Source organism: Veillonella nakazawae (assembly GCF_013393365.1).
GTDB classification, from domain to species: domain Bacteria; phylum Bacillota; class Negativicutes; order Veillonellales; family Veillonellaceae; genus Veillonella; species Veillonella nakazawae.
The window spans coordinates 1838279-1860598 of sequence record NZ_AP022321.1 but is presented as its reverse complement, the minus strand read 5'-3'; the positions used below and the strand labels follow the sequence as shown (position 1 = coordinate 1860598).

Genomic DNA, 22320 nt, shown 5'->3' with positions numbered 1-22320 from the left:
TAAACAATGAAATTAAAACAGTCTGTACTCATCATGATGGCTGCTGCATTGCCAGTAGTATCCTTCGCAGCAAGCGAAATTCCCGTAACTAAAGACACTGCAACAGTGCAAACAGTTCAAGCTGATACGAATAAAGTAAATCGCAACGATTTAACATACCGTATCTCTAGTACTGCTACACCAGAGCAAAACCGTGCGTTGCGCTCTGTAGCATCTAAGGTTGATCGCGATGCAGTTGAAGTAGTAGCACCAAATGCGGACCGCTATATGGACCGCAAAGAGGTGGCTGTATCTCCAGTGGAATCCACAACAGATCATCTTGATCTAGTGTTCCCAACAGTTAAATCTGTTAGCCCAATTGTAGAAAAAGCAATCAATAATACTATCAAAAAATACGTTGCTAAAGTACAAAACGACGTAGAAAAAATGAATACCAAAGAATCTGATAAAACAAATGTAGTTATGTACTACGATGTTAAAACAGACAAAAATGGTATCTTCAGTGTATTGATTCATACGTACACAATGCGTGATCGTGATGCTAATGGCGTCAACTATGTAAAAGGCTTCACATTCAACACTACAACAGGTCGTCAATTATCCTTGTATGACCTTGGTGGTCTTAACAAAAAAGAATTAGTGAATGCTATTGAGAATAATCAAGATGTGAAGAATCAATTGGGCGGCGAAGTAAACATCGACAAAATGCCTACTGAATTCTACACAACTGATGACTATTCTGTTGTAATGGTAATGCAACAAGACGTGGATACAATCCACAGTGCAGGTACCGTATATGTACCAGTTGGTAATCTACGTGACCGCCAAAATGATGTAACAAAAAAATAATCGAACTGTGTGAATTCGATTATGTGTGTATAGTAACAGCTGTTTAATTGTGAAAGAACCGCTCCTTTAGGGGCGGTTCTTTTTTTTGCATTATAGATTTAATAGTAGTCTTATCATACATTTTGATGGGGATACAACAAAAAGCCGTGTAAGAACACGGCTTTTTGTTATTGAGTTTATTTAATTATTTATTTGTTGTATCGTAGTAGTTTACGCGTGGAGGCAATGGGAATTGGATTGCTGCATCCGCTTTTACTGTCTCTGGTTGTGGTAATTCTACGACTACATTGTTTTTGAATTTCTTTTTGAAAGCTTTCACAGTGTCCTTTTGAACGGAGTCTGCTGTGATGATAAGAGCGCTTGTATCGTCATTAGGACGGATGGAAATGATATTACCTTTTGGCTCTTTAGCTTTGTATAAATCAAGAGCATCGGATTGATAATCTTCAAGTTGCGCTTGATTTAATTTGCCTTGAGATACTACAAGAGCACTTTCAAGTTGTGGATCTTGAGTTTCAGAAATTGCATGCGCAACAGCATCAGCTTTTTTCTTATCTGTTAAAGAAGCATGTAATTTCCCACCATCCCAGAAGAGGGCACCGTCTTGACGGAATTTAGTGAAGTCATTGCCATAGCCTAATGTTTTGTCGATAATAGTAGCTGTTTTGCTTTCTACTTGTTGTTTGAACAATGTATTGTGGAAGGCAAGTGCTTGCTCTGTTTGTGTCATGCGGTATGCAATCTCAGCTGCTTCAGCACGAGTTACATATTTTTCAGGGTTGAATAATGTGCCAGGAGCGTAGTTTGTGAAGCCAAGGTATGCAAGTTCACGCACTGCGTCTTGAGCCCAAGGAGCTACGAATTTTTGGTCTCCATAAGCAATACTATCAAGTGCTGTTGGATCCTCTGTTGTGTATCCTAAGTAGTGAATGTAGTTGTCTGCTACTACAGCGAATTCTTGGCGAGACATATATTTTTCAGGTTTATATGTGTTATCGCCATAGCCGCTGATGATATTTTTGCGCGCTACAGATTCGATAGCAAGGGCAGACCAACGATCAGAGGTAATATCTTTAAATTTGGTAGATAAGAAGGCTGCTGTACCATCATCTGTGATGTTGTTGAAGAGAGCAGCTACTTCTTCACGAGTCATAGGTTGGTTAGGTCGGAATGTACCGTCAGAATAACCTTTCATAAGATTTGCTTTTGTTACAGTACTGATAGAGTTGGCAGCCCAGAAATCACTAGGTACATCAGAGAAGATGTGGGCACGGATTTTTTGAATATCTTGAGGCGTACCAATAGATGTATTTACAACCATAGGTGTGGCAGCTTTAGCAGCATCAAATTTAGGAGACTCTACTTTAGTTGCTTCTACGTTAGAAGCATCTGTTTTTGGTGTAACTGCTTTTGTATTGACTACTGTAGACGCTTCAGCTTTTGTGGAGGCTACTGCAGGAGCATGAGTTGTAGTATTAGCAGACACAAAACTAAGGCCTGTTGTAGCTAATAGTGTGCCTAAAACAAGGGCACGTAATACATAAGGGGTATTCTTGTACATAAAAATCCTTCCTAATTATGGTAAATGGCTAACGTTCTATAGCCGAAGAATATAAACTTTCACCAACAATAAAATCTATATCCATTATATAGCGAATAATAAGGCATGCATAGTGATATAAACAAAGCAGCGTAATACTAAACGTATACGCTGCCTTGGCTAGTTGAGTGAACGCCTATTAGCGTTTAACTGTCATTTTTACTTTGGAACCGAATAATTTAGACATTCCTTGTTGAGTTTCTTTAGATGCAGTTGTTACAACAGCATAAAGTTGGTTGTTTTCTACATCAGGGAATGTAGCTAGGATTGTACCAGCTTTTTCGTTTTTGTTGTAGTAGTTGCGGAAGTTCGCATCGATTGCATCATATTCTGTTTGGCTGTATTGGGATGGTTCAACTACAACATAGTTATTTACAGTAGAATCACCACGTGCAGCAAGGCTAGCTTTTACTGTGGAGATATCGCTATCTGTTTTCAATGCTACGTGCAATTGATTATCGCGCCAGTACATTACACCATAATCTTGGAACGCATCTTCTGTTTTATATGTTTTATTCAATTCATTGAATACTTTATCTTCTAAAGCAGCTTGTTGTTTTTGATCAAGTGCTTTTAAAGTGCTACGACGAACAGGGCGAACTGTGCGAGTAGGTTCAGTTTTTTGAGCTACTGCAGCATTTTTATTGCCTTTTACGTCTTTTTCAACTTTTTTTGCATCAGCTTTTACGGCTTTGTCAGCTTTAGCTACATCTTTTTTAGCATCTTTGCTTACTTTAGATGCATCTTTTTCTGCTGCTGTATCAGCTTTTTTTACATCTTCTTTTACAGCTGTTTCAGCTTTAGCTTCAGTTGTAGTATGTTTTGGTGTTGCAAGGCCAGCACCATTAAGCATGCGGTTCAAGATTGTTGCCGCTTGTGCTCTTGTTACAGGTTGTTTAGGGTTAAAGTTTTCTGTTGCCCCAGATGCTACAATGCCACGTTGTGCCATGTATTGAATATCTGCTAAGTAAGCAGAGGAAATGCTAGCTTCGTCTTTGAAAGTAACCTTTTCTGTTTTTACAGGTGTAGAAAGGTTTAATTTCTTAGCCAAGCTTGCTGCGGATGCTACGAATTGTTCGCGGTCCATAGTTTTGCTAGGTGTGAAAGCTGTTTTAGATGTGCCTTCCATTACGCCTGCAGCACTTACTAATTTGATAGCAGAGCTGGACCAACGATCTGCTTCTACGTCAGAGTAGGATGTAGAAGATTCTTTTGTTACGATATCAGCTAATTCTTGTTCGTTTAAGTTATGTTGTAATACTTTGCCGTAAATAGCAGCTGCTTGTTCACGAGTGATTTGAGCACCAGGTTTGAATGTGTTATCTGCGTAACCAGAAAGGTAACCAGCTTGTGTCATTGCTTGGATAGCATCGCGAGCCCAGTTATCTTTAGTGTCAGGATATACACCAGCAGGTAAGTTTTCTTTAGCTTTTACAGCTTTTTTACCTTCTACTTTAGCAGCATCTTCTTTAACATCATTTTTTACAGATGTATCAACGCGTTTAGCGTCGTTTTTAACGGATGTATCAACGCGTTTAGCATCGCTTTTAACGGATGTATCAACTCGTTTAGCATCATTTTTGGCAGCTGTATCAACATGTTTTACATCGCTTTTAACGGATGCATCAGCATGCTTAGTATGGTGTTTTACAACTGTAGTTGCATGCTTAGCATCGTTTTTAACGGACGTATCAACGCGTTTAGCATCATTTTTTACAGATGTATCTACACGTTTAACATCAGTTTTAACTGCAGTATCAGTTTTTGTAGCAACATTAGATACTTCGGCTTTTGCGTGCGCCGCAGTTGTTTCGGCGTGAGCCATGCCGAATGTGGAACCGAGGGCTAATGTAATTGCCAAGGATAAAGATAATTTATTTAGTTTCATTGAAAAGGCTCCTTTCAAACTATACTTATATAAAATAAATTATAACACTTTTTAAATTTATACACTACTATAAGAAAATGTAATATATAAGGATAAAAATTACATGAATTTGAAATTCAAAGCCTATTTATATAAATATTCAATGAATTATAGATAAATAACAATATGAGAACTATTGAAAAATATAAAATGATAAACATTCCCAAAATCTAGACTTTAAGGGGCTTTTACGAGAATAATTTATAAATAAGTAGGGATATGTGATGAAATGCAATGTTTATTATTACAAAAAGTCATAACGATATAAGAAATAAAAGGGTACATACTAATATAGCAATTCTTTGGACATTTTCTATATGATTAATTTATAATTATATCGATAAAGCTTTTGAATATTTATTTGAAAGCATAAGTAATGTTTCGGGCAGAAAATTATTGAAAAACTTTCACTAGAATTCTTGCCATAACACATACATATCAAAATTTTTTATTAGGTTAAGTACTAGAAAAGACGAGGACGATAATATGAAAATTCATCTTTTCCAACAGTGTTTGATTGACATGTTCTACCCACATGTAGGCATGGCTGGTGTAGAAGTACTTGAAAGATTAGGCTGCGAGCTCGTAGTGCCTAAGAAACAAGTATGTTGTGGCCAAATGTTCACTAACTCTGGTTACAACGAAGCAGCTATGGATGCAATTAAGAATACAATCGAATGCTTCGAAAACGCTGAATATGTAGTCAGCATGTCCGGCTCTTGCGCATTTGCAATCCGTGATGAATATCATCATTTCTTGAAAGATCAACCTGAGTGGTTGGCTCGCGCAGAAAAATTGAGCGGCAAAATTTATGAATTCACTGAATTCATTACTGATGTATTGGGTGTAGAGGACGTTGGCGCACGCTTTAACGAATCCGTTACATACCATACTTCTTGCCACGTTACTCGTTTGATGGGCGTTAAAGAACCTCCATTCAAACTCCTTAAAAATGTTAAAGATATCAACTTGATTGAATTACCACGTGCAGACCGTTGCTGTGGTTTCGGCGGTACATTCTCCGTTAAGAACCCTGAAATTAGTGAAGTTATGACACGCGAAAAAGCATTGGAAATCGCTGGCACAGGTGCTAACGTTATTTCCGGTTCTGACCAAGCGTGCTTGATGAACATCGCAGGTATGCTTGACCGTCTTCACAAAGAAGGCGAAATCGATCGCCGTATCAAAGTAATGCATATTGCTGAAATCTTAAACTGCCGTTAAGGAGGAGACGACATGGCACTTATATATGACAATCGCCCCTATAAAACACGTATAAAAGAATGTTTGGCTGATGATTTCAAAGTAGCAGCTATCAAAAAAGCACAAGACGTGTTTTATGATAAACGTAATACAGTAGTTGCGGACGTTCCTGAATGGTTAGATTTCCGCGCAGAAGCAGCTAAACTTCGTGATCACGTTCTTAACAATTTGGATTACTATGTAAACCAATTCGTTGAAAACGCTGAAAAAGCTGGTTCTAAAGTTCACTTTGCATTCGACGATAAAGAAGCAACTCAAATTGCTTTGGATATCCTACGTGAACGCGAAGCTAAAATGATCGTTAAATCCAAAACTATCTTAACTGAAGAAATTGGTTTGAACGAAGTTCTTGAAGAAGCTGGTATTGAAGTAAACGAAACTGACTTGGCGGAATTCATTTTGCAAACTGCAGTGAGCCCACCATCTCACATCGTAGTACCAGGCCTTCACTTTGAACGTAATAAAATCCGCGAAATCTTTGCTGAAAAATTAGGCTATACAGGTACAGAAAACCCTACTGAAATGACTCACTTCGTACGTGGTTATGTACGTGAACGCTTCTTGAAAGCTGACGTAGGCGTTAATGGTTGTAACTTTGCAGTTGCTGCATCTGGTACTTGCACAATCGTTTCCAACGAAGGTAATGGTCGTATGGCTAGTTCCATTCCTAAGACTCAAGTAATCTTCTTAGGTACAGAACGTATCGTTCCTGACTTCAAAGCTCTTGACGTAATGATGGAAATGTTGAACCGCTCTGCAGTAGGTGCTAAAATTTCCAACTACTTCTCCATGATGACTGGTCCTGGTCGTGCTGGCGAAGCTGATGGTCCTGAAGAAACTCACATCATCATTATCGATAACGGTCGTTCCGGTATCTTAGGTGGTACATTCCAAGAAATGTTACGTTGTATCCGTTGTGGTGCATGTATGAATATCTGTCCTGTATACCGTCACATTTCTGGTCACGGTTATGGCTCCGTATATCCAGGTCCAATGGGTGCTGTATTGACTCCATTGTTCAAAGGTTACGACGTAGCAGGCGATCTTCCATACGCTTCCACATTGTGCGGCGCATGTACAGAAAACTGTCCAGTAGCTATTCCATTGCATGAATTATTGATGGAACACCGTCATATTATGGCTGACATCGAAAAAACTCGTCCAAAAGCAGAAGAAGCAATCTTCACTGCAGCGGCTAAGATGTTTGGTAACTCCACATTATTCGACCTTGGTACAAAAGCTGGCGCTATCGGTATGAACTTGATTAGTAATAAAGAAGGCAATATGCCTACATGGACTCAAGCTATTCCAGTTATGAACGGCTGGACTAAATCTAAAGAAATGGGTACATTGAAGTTCAAGAAATTCCGTGACTTATATGCTGAACATGAAAAGAACAAGAAGAAGGAGAAAAAATAATGGATGAAGCTAAACGTAAACAATTTATTGCACGTTTATCTCGTGCATTAGGCCGTGATCAAGAAATGTGCCCTGCATTTGTAGAGGACTTTGATTACAGCCATGGTCCTCAAGAAACTATGTTCAAAGACTTGAATAAAGATCAAATTTTGACAATGTTTAAGGAACAATGTCAACGTGTTGGTACAAAATTCGTTGAAACTACACCTGATAAATTAGGTGAAACAATTTTGGCAGCTATCGAAGACTGGGGCAATGGTAAGGTTGTATTCCCAAGCACTCCTGAAGTAGACGAATATAAATTAAAAGAATTATTCGAACAAGATGCAGCTAATAATGGTGGCACTCGTACATACTTCCAATGGGACCCAGCTAAAGGCCGTGAAGAATGTATCTCCAACACTGCCAATGCAGATATCGGTATTACATTCCCATACTGCGGTATTGCTGAAACAGCTACTGTAGTACAAGCATCTGGTGAAGAATCTGGCCGTGCTATCAGCTTGTTGCCTACAACACATATTGCTGTATTGTACACTGATACAATCAATCCACGTATGACTCAAACTATGGAAAATTTGGCTGAACGTTATCATAACGATCCATCCAAATTCCCTACAAATATCTGCTTGATTTCTGGTCCATCCCGTACAGCTGATATTGAGTTGGTTACTGTAGATGGTGCTCATGGTCCTATTCAAGTAACTTACGTTTTGGTTAAGCGCTAATACATTAACTAGGTATAGCTATAACTGAATCACTTTAAAGGTGATCTTCCTTAGGAAGGTCACCTTTTTTTATATGTGTCGATTTCTATTATGATGTAGAGCTCTCTTGGAACTGTATAGGCTTCTGTAGAGCGATGGAAATTAACATGTTTATGGAGCTTGCGGATTCTGCATAGATAAACTTGTAAAATTTGAATTGTTTTACTTGCAAAATTTTCGATACATGCTATACTTAGTTCATAACCTATTATTGTGATATGAATTAAAAGAGGTGTATTATGAATATTCCATTCTTTACAGATTACCTCATGTTAAGCAATCCACTAAGTATTGGTATTATCGCAGTGTTTGTACTTGCGTTAATTGGTATTTATGTGTTGCAACGCAAGGGCACATCCTTCGGTAATCTCGTTATTATTGGTACCATTGTTGGTGCCATACTCGGTATTGCAGTTCAAATCATTGCGGGCTTCCCAGATGATCCATCTAAAGTGGTTTACATCAAAGAAAGTACTAAGTGGTTCTCTCTAGTGGGGGGCGGCTTCATCGATTTGATTCGTATGCTTGTTATTCCTATTGTATTTATTTCTATCGTCCATGTTATCTTGCACATGGAGGCGGGTGCTAACCTTAAAAAGTTAGTAGTTGCCATGGTATCTACTAACCTTGGCATGGTAGCTGTTGCTGCTATCGTTGGTCTTATCTTGGGTAATGCCTTTGGTTTAGGTCAAGGTTTTGATGTGGTTGAATCTGGTAAAAAGATTCGCGAAATCAAACCAATGGTTGATACATTCCGTGCTTTGATTCCAAGCAATCCAATTCAAGCAGCTGCTGAAACAAATGTTATTGGCATCGTAGTATTTGCCATTATCTTGGGTAGCGTTGCTCGTTTGTTGAAGAAAACAGGCACAAATAGCATGGAAATCTTCACTAAGTTATTTGATGAACTTCATCAATTAATTTCTTGGGTAGCAGACTTCATTATTGGTCTTATGCCATACGGCGTAGTTGCATTGTTGGCATCTACATTGGCAACACGTGGCCTACAAGCTATCTTAGACATGGGTCTATTCGTAGTATTGCTTTACGTTGGTCTTTTGATTATGTTCGTTGTTCAAGCTATCTTAATTGCTAGCTTTGGTTATAATCCGATTACATACTTCAAAAAAGCAAAAGCTCCGCTTTTGTTAGCTTTTACATCTCGTTCCTCTATGGGCGTATTACCATTGACTGTGGAAACTTTGACAAAACGTCTTGGCGTAAATGCAACAACAGCAAATACAGTAGCATCCTTTGGTACTACTGCAGGCATGCAAGGTTGTGCCGGCGTATTTCCAGCACTTGTCGTTGTATATATCTCCAATGTAGCAAATATTCCGTTCGATTTGACTATGTATATCATGAGTGTTATCGTTATCGCTATCGGTTCCGTTGGTATCGCTGGTGTTCCTGGTACAGCTACAATGGCTGCATCCGTATCCCTTAGTGGTACAGGCCTTGGTGCGTATTTCACATCCATCAGCCCAATCCTTGCTATCGATCCATTGATTGACATGGGCCGTACATGCTTGAACGTATCTGGTTCTTTAACAAATGCTCTCGTAGTAGATAAAATTATGGGAACTATTGATAAAGATGCCTATAACAATCCTAATGAAGGTCGAGTTTAATAGGCAGACTTAGGATTATCTCAACACAATAGAATTTAATAACAATGAAAGAACAGCCTTTGGGCTGTTCTTTTTTTGTACGATTAGGATTTCCATGGCCTTAATTAAAAGTGATTATTATTACAGATTGTAAAGCATGTTATTTGTAATTGATATTAAAATTGTGAGCTTGGCTACTAACATACATATGCATATATGGTATACTTACCATTACAAAGTTTTGTATTATGCTTAATAAATATAAGCCAAGAGGGTAATAATATGATTACACAAGAATTGAAAGATCGATTAATTGCAGACTATCCAAAGTTTGAAGATATGACGCACAAATTCTATAAGAAAGAAATGTCTATTGCGGACTATAAAGGTCAATCTGGTGCTTATGGTAGTTACGCTGAGCGAGGTGCTAACTCCGGTATGAGCCGTTGGCGCTTCAACGGAGGGCGCATGACGCGTGAGCACATGCGGTTCTTAGCGGACTCCATTCGCAAATATAACTTACAACATGTACACTTCACTACCGGTCAATGTTTGCAAATGCATGGTCTTGATGGTGATACAATTTTAAACCTCTATAAAGAATGCTATGACCATGGTATCTATAATCGCGGTGCTGGTGGAGACAATCCAAATGTAGTGGCGAGTATTTTACGGGGTATTGATCCTCGTGAAACCTTAGATATTACACCGTATGCAACGGCTATTAGCGAGTTCCTTCTAGAGCAAATGTTCTATATCAAAATCCCTCGCAAATTTAAAATGGGCATCGACAATGGCTTTGATAGCACGCCTCATGCTACATTTAAGGACCTTGGTTTTAATTTAACGAAATATAATACCTTTGATGTATACGCTTGTGGTGGTATTGGCCCCAATCCTCGAATTGGTATTCCAGTGGCACATGATGTGCAACCTGAAGATGTGTTGTACTATGTGAAAGCTATGCTTATGGTCTTTGCTAACCATGGCAATTTCAAAAACCGTGGTAAGGCTCGTACCCGCTACATGCCTGCAGAAATGGGCGGGGCTGAAGCTTTCATCAAGACCTATGAAGAAACATTGGCGATGGTGAAAGAGGTTGAACAATTAACGATTAATCCAGCTGACTATGCGTATGAAATTACGAAAACGGGTAAGCGTGATAATTCTGTGGAAAACGATCGTATTCACCGTCAAAAACAAGAAGGCTTATACTATGTAGAATACCATCCGGCAGGTGGCGATGCTAATGTAGAACATTTATTGTCTGCTCTTGATTATGCAGTAACACTAGATCAAGTGGAGGCTCGTATTGCGCCAGACCAAGCATTGTTCTTCATCAACCTTACTGCTGATGAGGCTCGTAAAATTGTAGAATTAACAGATGACAGTGCAGAAAATGACTTCCGCCGTTCCGTATCCTGTGTAGGCTCTACGGTTTGTCAAATCGGTATGCAAGACTCCAATGGTCTTTTAAAAGACATCTTCCGGCACCTTGAAGAAAAAGGCGTAGATACAAGAAAATTACCTCGTTTACACATCTCCGGCTGTCCACACTCCTGCGGTACACACCAAATCGGTGAAATTGGTTTCCATGGTGCTGTAAAACTAGTAGATAAGAAACCTACAGTAGCCTTTATCCTCGTAGACGGTGGCTCTGAGCATATGGGATCTGAAAACTTCGGTAAAATGGCAGGTAATATTGTAGCCACAAAAATCCCAGAATTCTTAGAAGCCTTGGCTAACATTCTTAATGAATCTCCAGAACCAGACTTTGGTACCTGGAGAATGACACACAAAGCGGAATACATGGAACTTATAAAAGCATTTGAGTAAATTTCCTTTTTCGCTTGTGATGGGGCCCACTATATAAGCTGTAGTTAAGTCACTTGCTATGGGGCCCCGTTTCATTACGACAACTCAATTAAAAATAAAACTAGGTATCTCCTTGCTCCGTCCTTCGTAAAGTCGCTGCAGAAATACCTAGTTTTATTTTTATAACACCTACTATGAATTAGTCCCATAGCAAGCGACTAATCTCCTTCTATATATTGATGATCCCCATCACAAGCTGCATCTGACATTTACTCAATCTGCTTTTTGTGGAGCGAGAGAAAGAACGCTAAGTAGTTTTGACTAAATTAGGCTTAAAACTAACCTGTGGACTAGCCTCAGGCTAGTCTCTCCCAAATGGAGGGCGTGGCGCCATTGTTATAAAGTTTATTATAGGAATTAATCAGGTTATCTAGGGGTTACGTATTTAATGGTCGATATACCTATTTTGATGGGACGTCTTTATAAATATAGTAATAAAAAAGTACCAATATACTTGTGCAGCGACTTTGCGAAGAACGGAGCAAGCAAGTATATTGGTACTTTTTTTACTAGGTTGTCGAAATGTAACGGGGCCCCATCAAAATAGGTTGGTTGATTTTCAAAAGAGTACGTCGCCTAGATAACCCTCGATTAATTGTGTTATAATAAATTTTATAGTAGTTTTTGGAGGATTTATCAGATGTTATTTACCGTCAATACAGAAGTCTGTACACGATGCGGCCTTTGCGTAGCTGACTGTCCGACAGGCTTGCTAGTGATGTCCGAAAATGGGCCTGTAACTGGCAAAGGAGGTTGTATCTCCTGTGGGCATTGTATTTCTGTATGCCCTACACTTGCTCTTGATAGTGATATGACACCACGTAAAGAGCAAATTGATATCACAAAAGAACAAAAATTAACACCAGAGCAAGCTGAGTTATTCTTACGCAGCCGTCGCTCTATTCGTAATTATCAAAATAAACCAGTTCCTGCTGAGCTTATTCGCAAGGTATTAAACGTTGCGAGAATGGCTCCAACAGCGACAAATACACAAGGTATTTCCTATATTGTTGTTCGGGATAAACAAAAGTTGCGCCGCATTGCAGATCTCGTTCTTGAGTGGATGCATTTAGCTGCAAAAACTGTGCCCATTATGCGTCTTTATGCTCGTGCAGCACAAGCTGAAGTGGATAAAGGTAAGGAATATATCTTGCGCGATGCGCCTGCGTTAGTAGTGGCTATCGGTTCTAAAAAGGATATTCATCGTACTCACGATAGTGGTCATTCTTGCTTGTCTTATGCAGAGTTGTATGCACCAGCATTAGGTTTAGGCACTTGTTGGGCAGGCTTCTTTGAACATGCTGGAGAAGCAGAATATAAACCATTATTGGACCTATTAGGTGTACCTGAGGATAAAATCATTGCTGGTGGTATCTTGATGGGCTATCCAAAGGTTCGTTACCGCAATATTGTGGAACGCCAACCATTGGACGTTACATTCGATACTGAAGAATAAACGTGATTGATACTAAAGAATAAAATAAAAGCGATACTCTAAAAAAAGTTTGATATGTACCCCCTTTACTGGACAACCAGTAAAGGGGGTATTTTCATGAGATATAGTTATGAATTTAAAAGAAAAGCAATTGAATTATTCTATCAAGGTGAATGGCCCAAGACGCCTAACGGTGTGAGGACAGATACATTTCATAAACTAATAAGAGATTGGGTTAAATTAGAACGACTTCATGGTTCAGACATTAATAAATGTCGAGGGACTAATAAGTATTGGTCTCCAAAAGAAAAATTTGAGTTAGTATGCCAAGTTCTTTCAGGTCAAGGTTTAAGATCAGTAGCTATTATAGCGGGTATTAATTCTGGACAACTGTATCAATGGGTTCATAAATACAAAACTTTGGGATACAATGGTCTTATTAATAAACCTAAAGGACGACCACCAAAGGATTGCAAAATGAAAGTACCTAAGACTATCTCACCTCGAGAACTCAAAGAGAGTGAATATGAGGAACTCATTCGCTTACGAGCTGAAAATGCTTATATTAAAGCTGAAAATGAAGTCATAAAAAAAGAGATTGCCTTGAGAGAAGAAAAAGAGGCTGCGCGACTCAAGGCGAAAAAGCAGCGATCATCAAAATGCTCCGCCAACAAGGCTATCAACTAAAGTATCTTTTGAAAGCTATGCCAATGTCCAAATCTACCTATTATTTTGAACTTACTAAAGTAGATCTTGTAGATAAAAGGAATACAGAGCTAAAAGATGAAATTCAAAAGATTTTTACAGAACATAAAGGTCGGTATGGTGTACGCCGTGTATACCAAGAACTTCTTAATCGAGGTTTTGTAGTTAATCATAAACGAGTGCAAAGACTTATGCATAGCATGGGACTCGCAGGAAAGCGACCGAAGGAAAAGTATCACTCTTACAAAGGGAAAGTCGGTAAAGTAGCAGAAAATATCGTCAATAGAGATTTTAGTACAACTGCACCATTACAAAAATGGACTACAGATGTGTCTCAATTTAATTTCTCGTGGGGAAAATGCTATTTGTCGCCTATTTTAGATATGAATACGAATGAGATTATTGCTTATGACTTAGCATTAAGGCCCAACTTAGAACAAATTTCTCGTATGTTAGAGAAGGCATTCAAGAAGTTTACGAATCTTTCAGGATTAATCCTCCATTCTGATCAAGGATGGCAATACCAACATAAGTACTTTAGGAGAACACTCAAAGAACACGGTATTATTCAATCTATGTCTCGAAAAGGAAATTGTTATGATAACTCTGTGATGGAAACCTTTTTTGGTAGATTGAAAACAGAAATATATTATGGTTTTGAAACAGAATATTCATCATTTAATGCTTTTGCAGTAGCGATAGAAGAATACATTAACTATTACAACAACAGAAGGATCCAGAAAAAAACAAAATGGATGCCCCCTGTAAAATACAGGGAAGCATCCATGTGTTTAGGCTAGTAAATAATATGTGTCCAGGAAAATGGGTACATATCAGTTAGGGTATCGCTTTTTGGCATTATAAATAAAAGAACCGGCCTCTAATTTGATAGAGGTCGGTTCTTGTTTATTAGTTTGCAGATGTAATGCTACCTTTGAAAGTATCGTTGATGAATTGTTTGATTGCATCAGATTTGTAAATGTCTGCAATTTTTTTGTAAGTTTCATTATCTTTGTCTTCATTACGTACCGCAAGTACGATGACTGTTAGTGGTTCATCTTTTGATTCGAAGAAGAAGCCTTGCTTTTCTACACTAAGGCCAGCACTTTGTACATAATTCATTGGAATAACTGCAATTGTTACATCATCTAGACTACGAGGTAATTGAGCTGCTTCTAATTCTTGAATCTTTATATTTTTCGGGTTAGATGTGATATCTGCAACAGTTGCTTTGAAGCCGACACCATCTTTTAACGTAATTAATCCAGCTTTAGCTAATAATACTAATGCACGACCACCATTAGTAGGGTCATTTGGAATAGAAACCGTAGCGCCTTCAGGTACATCTTGTACGCTATGTACACTATTACTATACAATCCCATACGCACTAAAAGAGTTTTACCGATTGCTACTAAGTTGGAACCATTTTGTTTGTTAAAGTTTTCCATAAATGGCACGTGTTGGTACGCATTCAATTGAATGTCGCCATCAGCGAGGGCTTTATCTGGTGTTACATAATCGGAGAACTCTACAACTTTAAGGTCGATACCTTGTTTTTTAGCCTCTTTTGCAACGGCTTCAGCAACTTGAGCATGAGGACCAGCAGTAGCACCGATTTTAATTTCCTTTGGTGCCTGACTAGATTGATTTGTATTTGTGCCACAGCCTGCGATGGCGAATGCTAAAACGCCAACGAGAAGAGGGGCAATAAATTTTTTTAATTTCATGTGAACATCCCTTTCTATATACATATAATGGATATATCCTATCATGTAAATGGGGTTTTGTATATAGATAAAAATATAGGGGTTGGCTATAGATTAAAACTATGGCTTTTACGATGATTGTAAAGTAGAGTTATTAAGTAATCGAAAGTAGCGTTATCTAGATATATCTAAAAAAATCGAAATATGATATAATAAAGATAAGTTTTATACAATTAAAATGGTGGAATACAAACATAATACTTAGGAGGTCCCCATGTTTAACTTTGATTTTTATAACCCTACACATATCGTATTTGGTAAAGATCGTTTAGGTGAATTAGATACATTGGTTCCAAAGGATGCAAAGGTGCTTATTACTTACGGCGGTGGATCTGCTGTGCGCAGTGGTCTTATTGACCGCATTGTAAAGGCACTTGGTAATCGTAAGGTAGAGCAATTCGGCGGTATTGAGCCAAACCCATCTCTTGAAACGTGTGAACGTGCGGTAGCTTTCATTAAAGAACATGGAGTAGATTTCGTTCTTGCTGTAGGCGGCGGTTCTGTAGTAGACGCTACAAAACTTATCGTTATGGGCGCTACTTATGATGGTCCTGTTATTGAGGTTATGAAAGCTGGTGTACCAGCGGTTCCAGTGGAAATGGTGCCAAATCCATTACCATTTGGTACAGTTATGACACTTCCTGCTACGGGTTCCGAAATGAACAATGGTGCCGTTATTACTTATGGTGATGGTAAATATCCTGTGTTCAGTAGCTTAGTATTCCCTAAGTTCTCCATGCTCGATCCAACATTGACTTTCACATTGCCTGAAAAACAAGTTAAGAATGGTGTTATTGATACCTTTGTGCATACCACAGAGCAATATTTAACATATCCTGTAGAGGGCCGTATTCAAGACCGTTTTAGTGAAGGTATTTTAAAAACTATGATTGAAATCGGCAAAGAAACGGTAGAAAATCCAGAAAACTACGATATTCGTGCCAACCACGTGTGGGCCTCTACCTTAGCATTAAACGGCTTGATTGGTGCCGGCGTGCCACAAGACTGGGCAACACATCTTATCGGTCATGAGTTAACTGCGGCGTACCATCTCGACCATGGGATTACATTAGCTATCGTATTGCCTGCATTGTTAGAAGTGAAAAAAGCAGACAAGCTTGAAAAATTGGCACAATATGCTACACGTGTATGGCATATCACAGAAGGTACAAACGAAGAAAAAGCAGATGAGGCTATCGCTAAAACGCGTGAATTCTTCGAGTCCCTTGGCGTATCTACACATTTGAAAGACTATGGTCTAGGCGAAGAAGCAGTTGATAAAGTTGTGAAACAATTAGAAGACCATGGCATGACTCGACTTGGTGAAAAAGGCGATGTAACACCAGAAGTAGCTCGTGAAATTTTAACGCGCGCTTTATAATACATTTGGTTAAAGCCATCAAAATTTGACACTAATTATATACAATGTATAATAAAATAGCTTATATAAAAGACACCATATGGTGTCTTTTATTATTGTTCAAATTAGTTTTATCGTCTAGAAGAGGACTAAGATTAGTTTTGACTATCGTTTACATAATATATAATGTATGATTTCGAAAGGAGAAAATCCTTTGAGTGACATAAAGCATCGAAGTGCCTTTTCTTTTGCATTTCCTATCATGGTTCCTATGGGCATAAGTTTCTTTTTCATAGGCTTAGGATTTGGTTTATATGCTACGAGCCAAGGATTCCCTTGGTGGACGGCGCCTGTTTTAGCAGCCACTATTTTCGCAGGTTCCATGGAATTCGTAACTATTGGCATGCTTATGGCGGGCTTTGATCCGTTAAACGCTTTTGTTTTGACCATGTTCGTCAATGGCCGCCACTTCTTCTATGGTCTATCTGCGCTGCAGAAATATGTACATATGGGATGGAAATGGTTCCCTACCGTAGCTTGGATGTGTGATGAAAGCTTTGCTATTAATATGGCTACAAAATTGCCTGATGATGTAGATGAAAAGTGGTTTTATTTCCACGTGTCTTGGCTCAACTATGTATTCTGGGTATTTAGTACCTTTATAGGCGGTTTATTTGGTAATCTATTGGCTGCTGTAGATTTACGAGGCATTGACTTTGTATTACCTGGACTATTCATTGTGGTATTCCTTGAAATGCTACTTAATGCAAAGAATAACAAAATTAGAGCCTTTGGTGTAGCTGGTGCAGCTATGGCGATCGTGATGCTCTTGTTGGTGGGAAAATCACTCTTTATGCTTTTATCTATGAGCTGTATGTTGGTAGCCTGCTATATTGCGTACAAGTGGGGAGGTGTACATCTTGACTAGTACAGAAATGGTCATTACTGTTGCTATTGTTGTGGCAGGTACATTACTTACTCGTTTTGGAGCTTTCCTCGTGTTTCCACCAGGAAAAAAGGCGCCGGATTTTGTGCTCTTTTTAGGCAAGGCTTTGCCGGCTGCCGTTATGGGTATGCTTGTGGTATATACCTTTAAGGAGACCGTTGTTTTATCGTATCCATATGGTATTCCTGAGCTTATTGCCTTACTAGTTACGGTAGGATTACATTTATGGAAACGTAATATGCTCGTATCGATTGCGGCAGGAACAGTTATCTATATGATACTTATACAAGCCGTATTTAATGTACCTAAATAGAATAAAGTATAATAAATTAAATAAACCACTTATATCTATTCCTAAAGGAAGATGATATAAGTGGTTTTATTTTTATATTCTATTTTAATTGTAATAATCTTTCTAAACCTAGTGCAGTGTGGTGGTCTTCCAAGAAGTCTTGTTGATCTAATAATTCCATAACGTCCATGTCGATGTTAGTAAGCTTGAAGTCGAATACATCAAAGTTAGCTTCCATGTGGCTTACATTATTTGCCTTTGGCAATGGAATGATGCCGCGTTGGATGTGCCAACGTAAGATGATTTGGTGTTTGCTAACGCCGTACTTTTCAGCCAAGCTCTTGATGATAGGATGGTCGAAAATTGGTTGGCGATCACGAGTAAATGGAGACCACGCCATGCCTACTACTTGATGTTTACGCATTAATTGTAATAAGGACTGACGTTGGTTAAATGGGTGGCACTCGATTTGGTTCACCACAGGTTTTACATTACAGTGATATAGCAAGTCGATGAGGCGATCTTCGTAAAAGTTAGAGAGACCTAGACCACGCAATACATTTTGGTCGTATAACTCCTCCATAGCGCGCCAAGAACCGTAGTAATCACCCAAAGGTTGATGTACGAGCATAATGTCGATATAATTAGTGTCTAATTTTTTTAAGGAGCTTTCAACAGCACGCATTGTATTATCGTAGCCTGCGTCGGTGTGCCAAATTTTTGTAGTAATAATGATATCTGTACGATTAACGCCAGATGCTTTGATACCTCTACCAACGGCTTCTTCGTTACCGTAGTAAGCGGCTGTATCGAGTAAGCGGTAACCTACGCCAAGTGCATTACAAACGGCTTGCTCCGTTTCTCCTTCTGTGCCTGTTTTATAAGTGCCATAACCGATAGAGGGAATGAAGCTGCCGTTATTTAATATTCTAAAGTCCATCCGTTCTTCCATAAGAACCTCCGTTATATCCATAAATTAAAGGAATTAGCTTTCATACAATTCTAATTGATTTTATGATATACTAAGGTATTGATAAAAATCAATATGACAGGAAGTGACAGAATGAAATTAAATCGATTCTATTCTGTAGTTGCTATGCTTGGTGTTGTAATGATGGCCTTGGCCGTCGCTGGTTGCGGTACGAAAACTGTATCCGTTGCTGATGTAACATACAAGGATATGCCGCTACAGATCCATAATGATGCCAATGTAACAGCCCTTAACAAGGCGACGGTAACACCGACGTTGACAGGGCAGGTCGCGTATGCTGTAAAAGTAGGCGACCAAGTACAACAAGGTCAAACCTTGGCCACTGTAGATACATCGGCTTTACAGCAACAGCTAGCATCCTTACAAGGTCAGTTATCGCAAGCGCAAGCTCAATCCTATGCGACATCTGTGACGACTACGACGGCAGCATCTGTAGATAGTGGTCAATTAGCACAAGCTCAAAAGATGCGCGAAGCGGGTATGATTACTCAAAAAGAATATGATCGCATTGTAGAGCGGTCTCAGCCACAAACTACGACGGTAACAACTGGTGGCGGCGGTGGTGCCAATACGGCAGCCATCCAAGCTCAAATTGCTCAAGTATCTGCACAAATGGCAGCATCTACAATCGTAGCGCCTATAGCTGGTACAGTGACTGCTATTTACAATGAAGACCGTCAAATGGCCATTGCAGATCGTCCGTTCATGATGATTCAGCAATCTACACCAATGGTAGCTTCCCTTAGCATCCCTCGTGATGCGGCGATGAAATTGGGTACACCAGATGCTAAAAAGGGTATTAAGGTACTCCTCAAGGTAGGTGACCAAGAGTTACCAGGTGAATTGACATATGTAGATGTGACTCAGCCAGAAAATGTGCCAAGCGTTCTTGTGAAAGCTACTTTCAACAATGACAAAGGCCTTATCAAGGCTGGCGAGTTCTATACGCTCATCATCGAGTCAGATATAAAAGCGAAGATGCTCACTGTACCAAGCAAAGCGGTTCGCGAAAACCAAGACGGCAAATATGTATATGTATTGACTGAAAATAATACGGTTGACGTACGTGTCGTTGAGGTCGGTATGACAGAAGACGATAATGTAGCAATTATTTCAGGCCTAAACGAAGGCGATAAGGTAATTACAACCGACGGAAACTTTGAATTAGGCGAATCTGTTAAATTATAATGAACGACCATGTGGTTATAGGTACCCATGGTAAATACCTCGACCGAGGAATTTGATAGGAGGGATTATTATTTTAGAATTTAAACGTTTTGAACTAAGAGACAAACCATTAATCGACAAATATTTTGAACAACATCATTATGAAGCATCTGATAATTGCTTTACTACATTATTTATGTGGCAAGATGCGTATGGTATTCGTTGGGCTGAGGAAAACGGTGTATTGTACATCCAAGGTGGCGGTAAACGTGAACCATTCCTATTGCCTCCGTTTGCCGGTAAAGATGCAAAGTTCCTAGATGGTTTGTTACGCGCTAAAGAATGGTTCGTAGAAAATAATTTGCCATTCCGTTTCAAAGGTATTAGCAAAGTTGTAAAAGAGCGTATGGAAGAGTTATGTCCTGGTCGTTATGAATTTACACCTGACCGCGACAACTACGAATACATTTACAAATCTGAAGATCTTATCAACTTATCTGGTAAGAAGTTCCGTCAAAAGAAAAACCATTTGAACCAATTCCGCATGCAATATTCTAACTATGAATATATGCCAATTACAGAAGATATCATTCCATTGTGCCGCGAAACAGCAGCATCTTGGGTAGAAACTCATCATGAAGAAGGTATCGAAGATGAATTGGTTGCTATTAACTTATTATTCGATAATTGGGAAACACTAGGCCTTAAAGGTGGCGCCATCAAATTGTTTGGCCGCGTTGAAGCTTTCAGTATCGGTGAATTATTGAATGATAAAATGGCATTGATTCACATTGAAAAAGCAAATCCAGATATCCGTGGTTTGTATCAAGCAATCAATAATGAATTCATTCGTCATGAATTTAGCGAAGTAGAATTCATCAACCGTGAAGAAGACATGGGCTTACCTGGTCTTCGCCAAGCAAAAGAATCTTATAATCCAGATCATTTTGCTGAAAAATATGACGCAGTATATGCTAATGAAGCAGATAATGCAACAGGCGGTAAATAAAAATCTGAGCTATGAAGCCGATGTGCTTCATAGCTCATTTTTGTTATAATAGAAGTGTTAGCCTATCTATTTGATTATATTTTGTATCATCATGGTGATGCCACAGATAGAGCGTGGTTTTTATACTATAACGAGGATATACTTATGGAATATAGAATTGCAACGGCTCAAGATACGCCACATGTGGAAAATCTATGGGCGTACTGCTTTGAACCAAAGGAAGATCCATTCTTCCAATATTACTTTACAAATTGCTATGAACTAGAAAATACAATGGTTGGTCTTGAACAAGATCAATTATTGAGTACCGTTCATTTGCGTCAATATAATATCAATGTTCGTGGTGCTGTATTGCCTACAAGCTATATGGTTGGTGTAGCCACACATCCAGCGGCTCGTCGTGGTGGCGTAGGTGGTGCGTTGTTAAAGGCTTCTCTTGAAGAACTTCGCAATCGAGGTCAAGCATTGACGATTTTGATGCCTTCCAAGGCTGCATTCTACCAACAATATGGTTGGGAACTCTATGCTCATCAATGGGTGAACGCTATGTCTCTTGAGGACTTGCGCCCTATGACTGATAAATCCTTGAGCTTTGGTTTACTTAACAGCGTTGACCAATGGACATTGCTTGATCCTGTATATAAAACATATACAGCCCGTCTTTCTGGTTATGCAGAGCGCGGTGAAAAGGAATGGAAACGCTTGCTCGGCAGCTTCTTTGCGGAAGGCGTGAATATCGCTGTAGTGCGCAATGATGAAGGGAGTATTGAAGGCTATGCGGTATATCGCTTAGGTCAACCAGAAATTCCCGTATCCGAATTAGTCTATACTACACGTCGTGCACAACGAGCATTGTTGAACTACTTCTATAACCACCGTTCTCAAGGTACTACTATTCGTTGGAATGAGGGCCTTCATGATACATACTATCGCTTCTATCCAGATGGTAAAAGCGGACATTCCACAATGCCGTACATGATGAGCCGTATTGTGGATGTGAAAACTGCTTTCGAAGCCATTCCTGTAAACCCAGAGGCTTTGATGATGCCTATTACAATGACCTTTGGTGTAAAAGATAGCCTTTGTGAGTGGAATGAAGGGTGCTATGAAGTCCAATATGGCGGTGCATTGACACCATCTGTTAAAAAGGTGTCTGACACATTAGATGGGGACGTAGATATTACTGTTGAAGTCGGTGCTTTGAGCCAACTCTTAATGGGCACATTAACCGCTCGTGATCTTGCTTTTGAAGGTAAACTTTCAGCTAATGAGGAATGGCTAGAATTCTTCGATATTCTCTATCCTGAACAAAAAACATATATTAACGAATGGTGGTAA

19 protein-coding genes are annotated in these 22320 nt (G+C 39.1%); 15 read left to right on the top strand and 4 right to left on the bottom strand.

The features are described 5' to 3' along the window. Window positions 1-6: 6 nt before the first annotated feature. Window positions 7-849, top strand: coding sequence for a polysaccharide deacetylase family protein (locus VEIT17_RS08610; RefSeq protein WP_178885674.1), 843 nt, complete (start codon window positions 7-9; stop codon window positions 847-849). Window positions 850-1033: 184 nt separating this feature from the next. Here VEIT17_RS08610 and VEIT17_RS08605 read toward each other — a convergent pair whose 3' ends face one another. Then, window positions 1034-2410, bottom strand: coding sequence for an S-layer homology domain-containing protein (locus VEIT17_RS08605; protein ID WP_178885673.1), 1377 nt, complete (start codon window positions 2408-2410; stop codon window positions 1034-1036). Window positions 2411-2588: 178 nt separating this feature from the next. After that, window positions 2589-4337: an S-layer homology domain-containing protein gene (locus VEIT17_RS08600; protein ID WP_178885670.1), complete on the bottom strand. Its 1749-nt coding sequence runs from the start codon at window positions 4335-4337 to the stop codon at window positions 2589-2591. Between the two features lie 525 nt (window positions 4338-4862). On the opposite strand from VEIT17_RS08600, the gene VEIT17_RS08595 reads away from it, so the two are divergent. The 8 genes from VEIT17_RS08595 to VEIT17_RS08560 all read left to right on the top strand — a co-directional run bounded on the left by VEIT17_RS08595 (window position 4863) and on the right by VEIT17_RS08560 (window position 14250). Beyond that, entirely contained in the window at window positions 4863-5600 is a 738-nt protein-coding gene (locus tag VEIT17_RS08595; RefSeq protein WP_060924469.1) for a (Fe-S)-binding protein, read from the top strand. A 12-nt stretch (window positions 5601-5612) separates the two neighbouring features. Continuing rightward, on the top strand, window positions 5613-7058 hold the full coding sequence (locus VEIT17_RS08590; RefSeq protein WP_005379682.1) for a LutB/LldF family L-lactate oxidation iron-sulfur protein: 1446 nt from the start codon (window positions 5613-5615) through the stop codon (window positions 7056-7058). After that, complete coding sequence (locus VEIT17_RS08585) at window positions 7058-7786, top strand: LutC/YkgG family protein (protein WP_178885668.1); 729 nt, start codon at window positions 7058-7060, stop codon at window positions 7784-7786. The genes VEIT17_RS08590 and VEIT17_RS08585 overlap by 1 nt, the downstream gene beginning before the upstream one ends. Before the next feature lie 278 nt (window positions 7787-8064). Next, on the top strand, window positions 8065-9456 hold the full coding sequence (locus VEIT17_RS08580) for a cation:dicarboxylate symporter family transporter (protein WP_119209305.1): 1392 nt from the start codon (window positions 8065-8067) through the stop codon (window positions 9454-9456). Window positions 9457-9717: 261 nt separating this feature from the next. Further along, entirely contained in the window at window positions 9718-11271 is a 1554-nt protein-coding gene (locus tag VEIT17_RS08575; protein ID WP_178885666.1) for a nitrite/sulfite reductase, read from the top strand. A 679-nt stretch (window positions 11272-11950) separates the two neighbouring features. Continuing rightward, window positions 11951-12766: a nitroreductase family protein gene (locus VEIT17_RS08570; RefSeq protein WP_178885664.1), complete on the top strand. Its 816-nt coding sequence runs from the start codon at window positions 11951-11953 to the stop codon at window positions 12764-12766. Window positions 12767-12862: 96 nt separating this feature from the next. Further along, on the top strand, window positions 12863-13432 hold the full coding sequence (locus tag VEIT17_RS08565; RefSeq protein WP_242013241.1) for a helix-turn-helix domain-containing protein: 570 nt from the start codon (window positions 12863-12865) through the stop codon (window positions 13430-13432). Then, entirely contained in the window at window positions 13396-14250 is an 855-nt protein-coding gene (locus tag VEIT17_RS08560; protein ID WP_242013293.1) for an IS3 family transposase, read from the top strand. Before VEIT17_RS08565 ends, VEIT17_RS08560 begins: the two co-directional genes overlap by 37 nt. 109 nt (window positions 14251-14359) lie before the next feature. Here VEIT17_RS08560 and VEIT17_RS08555 read toward each other — a convergent pair whose 3' ends face one another. Continuing rightward, window positions 14360-15178, bottom strand: coding sequence for a MetQ/NlpA family ABC transporter substrate-binding protein (locus VEIT17_RS08555; RefSeq protein ID WP_178885662.1), 819 nt, complete (start codon window positions 15176-15178; stop codon window positions 14360-14362). A 253-nt stretch (window positions 15179-15431) separates the two neighbouring features. Between VEIT17_RS08555 and VEIT17_RS08550 the strand changes: the two genes are divergently transcribed. From VEIT17_RS08550 to VEIT17_RS08540, 3 genes are all read left to right on the top strand, one after another. Beyond that, window positions 15432-16598: an iron-containing alcohol dehydrogenase gene (locus VEIT17_RS08550; protein WP_178885660.1), complete on the top strand. Its 1167-nt coding sequence runs from the start codon at window positions 15432-15434 to the stop codon at window positions 16596-16598. A 241-nt stretch (window positions 16599-16839) separates the two neighbouring features. Continuing rightward, a complete protein-coding gene (locus VEIT17_RS08545) occupies window positions 16840-17505 on the top strand; it encodes an AzlC family ABC transporter permease (protein WP_178886042.1) in 666 nt (221 codons plus the stop codon). Further along, window positions 17498-17836: a branched-chain amino acid transporter permease gene (locus VEIT17_RS08540; protein WP_105085048.1), complete on the top strand. Its 339-nt coding sequence runs from the start codon at window positions 17498-17500 to the stop codon at window positions 17834-17836. Before VEIT17_RS08545 ends, VEIT17_RS08540 begins: the two co-directional genes overlap by 8 nt. A 79-nt stretch (window positions 17837-17915) precedes the next feature. Here VEIT17_RS08540 and VEIT17_RS08535 read toward each other — a convergent pair whose 3' ends face one another. Continuing rightward, entirely contained in the window at window positions 17916-18767 is an 852-nt protein-coding gene (locus VEIT17_RS08535; RefSeq protein WP_178885658.1) for an aldo/keto reductase, read from the bottom strand. Between the two features lie 111 nt (window positions 18768-18878). Here VEIT17_RS08535 and VEIT17_RS08530 point away from each other — a divergent pair, with 111 nt between their 5' ends. The 3 genes from VEIT17_RS08530 (at window position 18879) to VEIT17_RS08520 (ending at window position 22320) form a co-directional block, all read left to right on the top strand. Continuing rightward, complete coding sequence (locus tag VEIT17_RS08530) at window positions 18879-19994, top strand: efflux RND transporter periplasmic adaptor subunit (protein WP_178885656.1); 1116 nt, start codon at window positions 18879-18881, stop codon at window positions 19992-19994. A gap of 52 nt (window positions 19995-20046) precedes the next feature. Continuing rightward, the gene (locus VEIT17_RS08525) at window positions 20047-20982 is read left to right on the top strand and encodes a DUF2156 domain-containing protein (protein ID WP_178885654.1); all 936 of its coding nucleotides are present in this window, start codon (window positions 20047-20049) and stop codon (window positions 20980-20982) included. A gap of 144 nt (window positions 20983-21126) precedes the next feature. Then, window positions 21127-22320: a GNAT family N-acetyltransferase gene (locus VEIT17_RS08520; protein ID WP_178885652.1), complete on the top strand. Its 1194-nt coding sequence runs from the start codon at window positions 21127-21129 to the stop codon at window positions 22318-22320.

What these genes read in the sequence shown, in the direction of transcription:
- VEIT17_RS08600 (WP_178885670.1), bottom strand. Translation starts at nt 4,337, where the DNA reads ATGAAACTAAATAAATTATCTTTATCCTTGGCAATTACATTAGCCCTC.
- VEIT17_RS08595 (WP_060924469.1), top strand. Translation starts at nt 4,863, where the DNA reads ATGAAAATTCATCTTTTCCAACAGTGTTTGATTGACATGTTCTACCCA.
- VEIT17_RS08545 (WP_178886042.1), top strand. Translation starts at nt 16,840, where the DNA reads ATGGTTCCTATGGGCATAAGTTTCTTTTTCATAGGCTTAGGATTTGGT.
- VEIT17_RS08585 (WP_178885668.1), top strand. Translation starts at nt 7,058, where the DNA reads ATGGATGAAGCTAAACGTAAACAATTTATTGCACGTTTATCTCGTGCA.
- VEIT17_RS08580 (WP_119209305.1), top strand. Translation starts at nt 8,065, where the DNA reads ATGAATATTCCATTCTTTACAGATTACCTCATGTTAAGCAATCCACTA.
- VEIT17_RS08590 (WP_005379682.1), top strand. Translation starts at nt 5,613, where the DNA reads ATGGCACTTATATATGACAATCGCCCCTATAAAACACGTATAAAAGAA.
- VEIT17_RS08570 (WP_178885664.1), top strand. Translation starts at nt 11,951, where the DNA reads ATGTTATTTACCGTCAATACAGAAGTCTGTACACGATGCGGCCTTTGC.
- VEIT17_RS08575 (WP_178885666.1), top strand. Translation starts at nt 9,718, where the DNA reads ATGATTACACAAGAATTGAAAGATCGATTAATTGCAGACTATCCAAAG.
- VEIT17_RS08605 (WP_178885673.1), bottom strand. Translation starts at nt 2,410, where the DNA reads ATGTACAAGAATACCCCTTATGTATTACGTGCCCTTGTTTTAGGCACA.
- VEIT17_RS08520 (WP_178885652.1), top strand. Translation starts at nt 21,127, where the DNA reads ATGGAATATAGAATTGCAACGGCTCAAGATACGCCACATGTGGAAAAT.
- VEIT17_RS08565 (WP_242013241.1), top strand. Translation starts at nt 12,863, where the DNA reads ATGAGATATAGTTATGAATTTAAAAGAAAAGCAATTGAATTATTCTAT.
- VEIT17_RS08610 (WP_178885674.1), top strand. Translation starts at nt 7, where the DNA reads ATGAAATTAAAACAGTCTGTACTCATCATGATGGCTGCTGCATTGCCA.
- VEIT17_RS08535 (WP_178885658.1), bottom strand. Translation starts at nt 18,767, where the DNA reads ATGGAAGAACGGATGGACTTTAGAATATTAAATAACGGCAGCTTCATT.
- VEIT17_RS08555 (WP_178885662.1), bottom strand. Translation starts at nt 15,178, where the DNA reads ATGAAATTAAAAAAATTTATTGCCCCTCTTCTCGTTGGCGTTTTAGCA.
- VEIT17_RS08530 (WP_178885656.1), top strand. Translation starts at nt 18,879, where the DNA reads ATGAAATTAAATCGATTCTATTCTGTAGTTGCTATGCTTGGTGTTGTA.
- VEIT17_RS08550 (WP_178885660.1), top strand. Translation starts at nt 15,432, where the DNA reads ATGTTTAACTTTGATTTTTATAACCCTACACATATCGTATTTGGTAAA.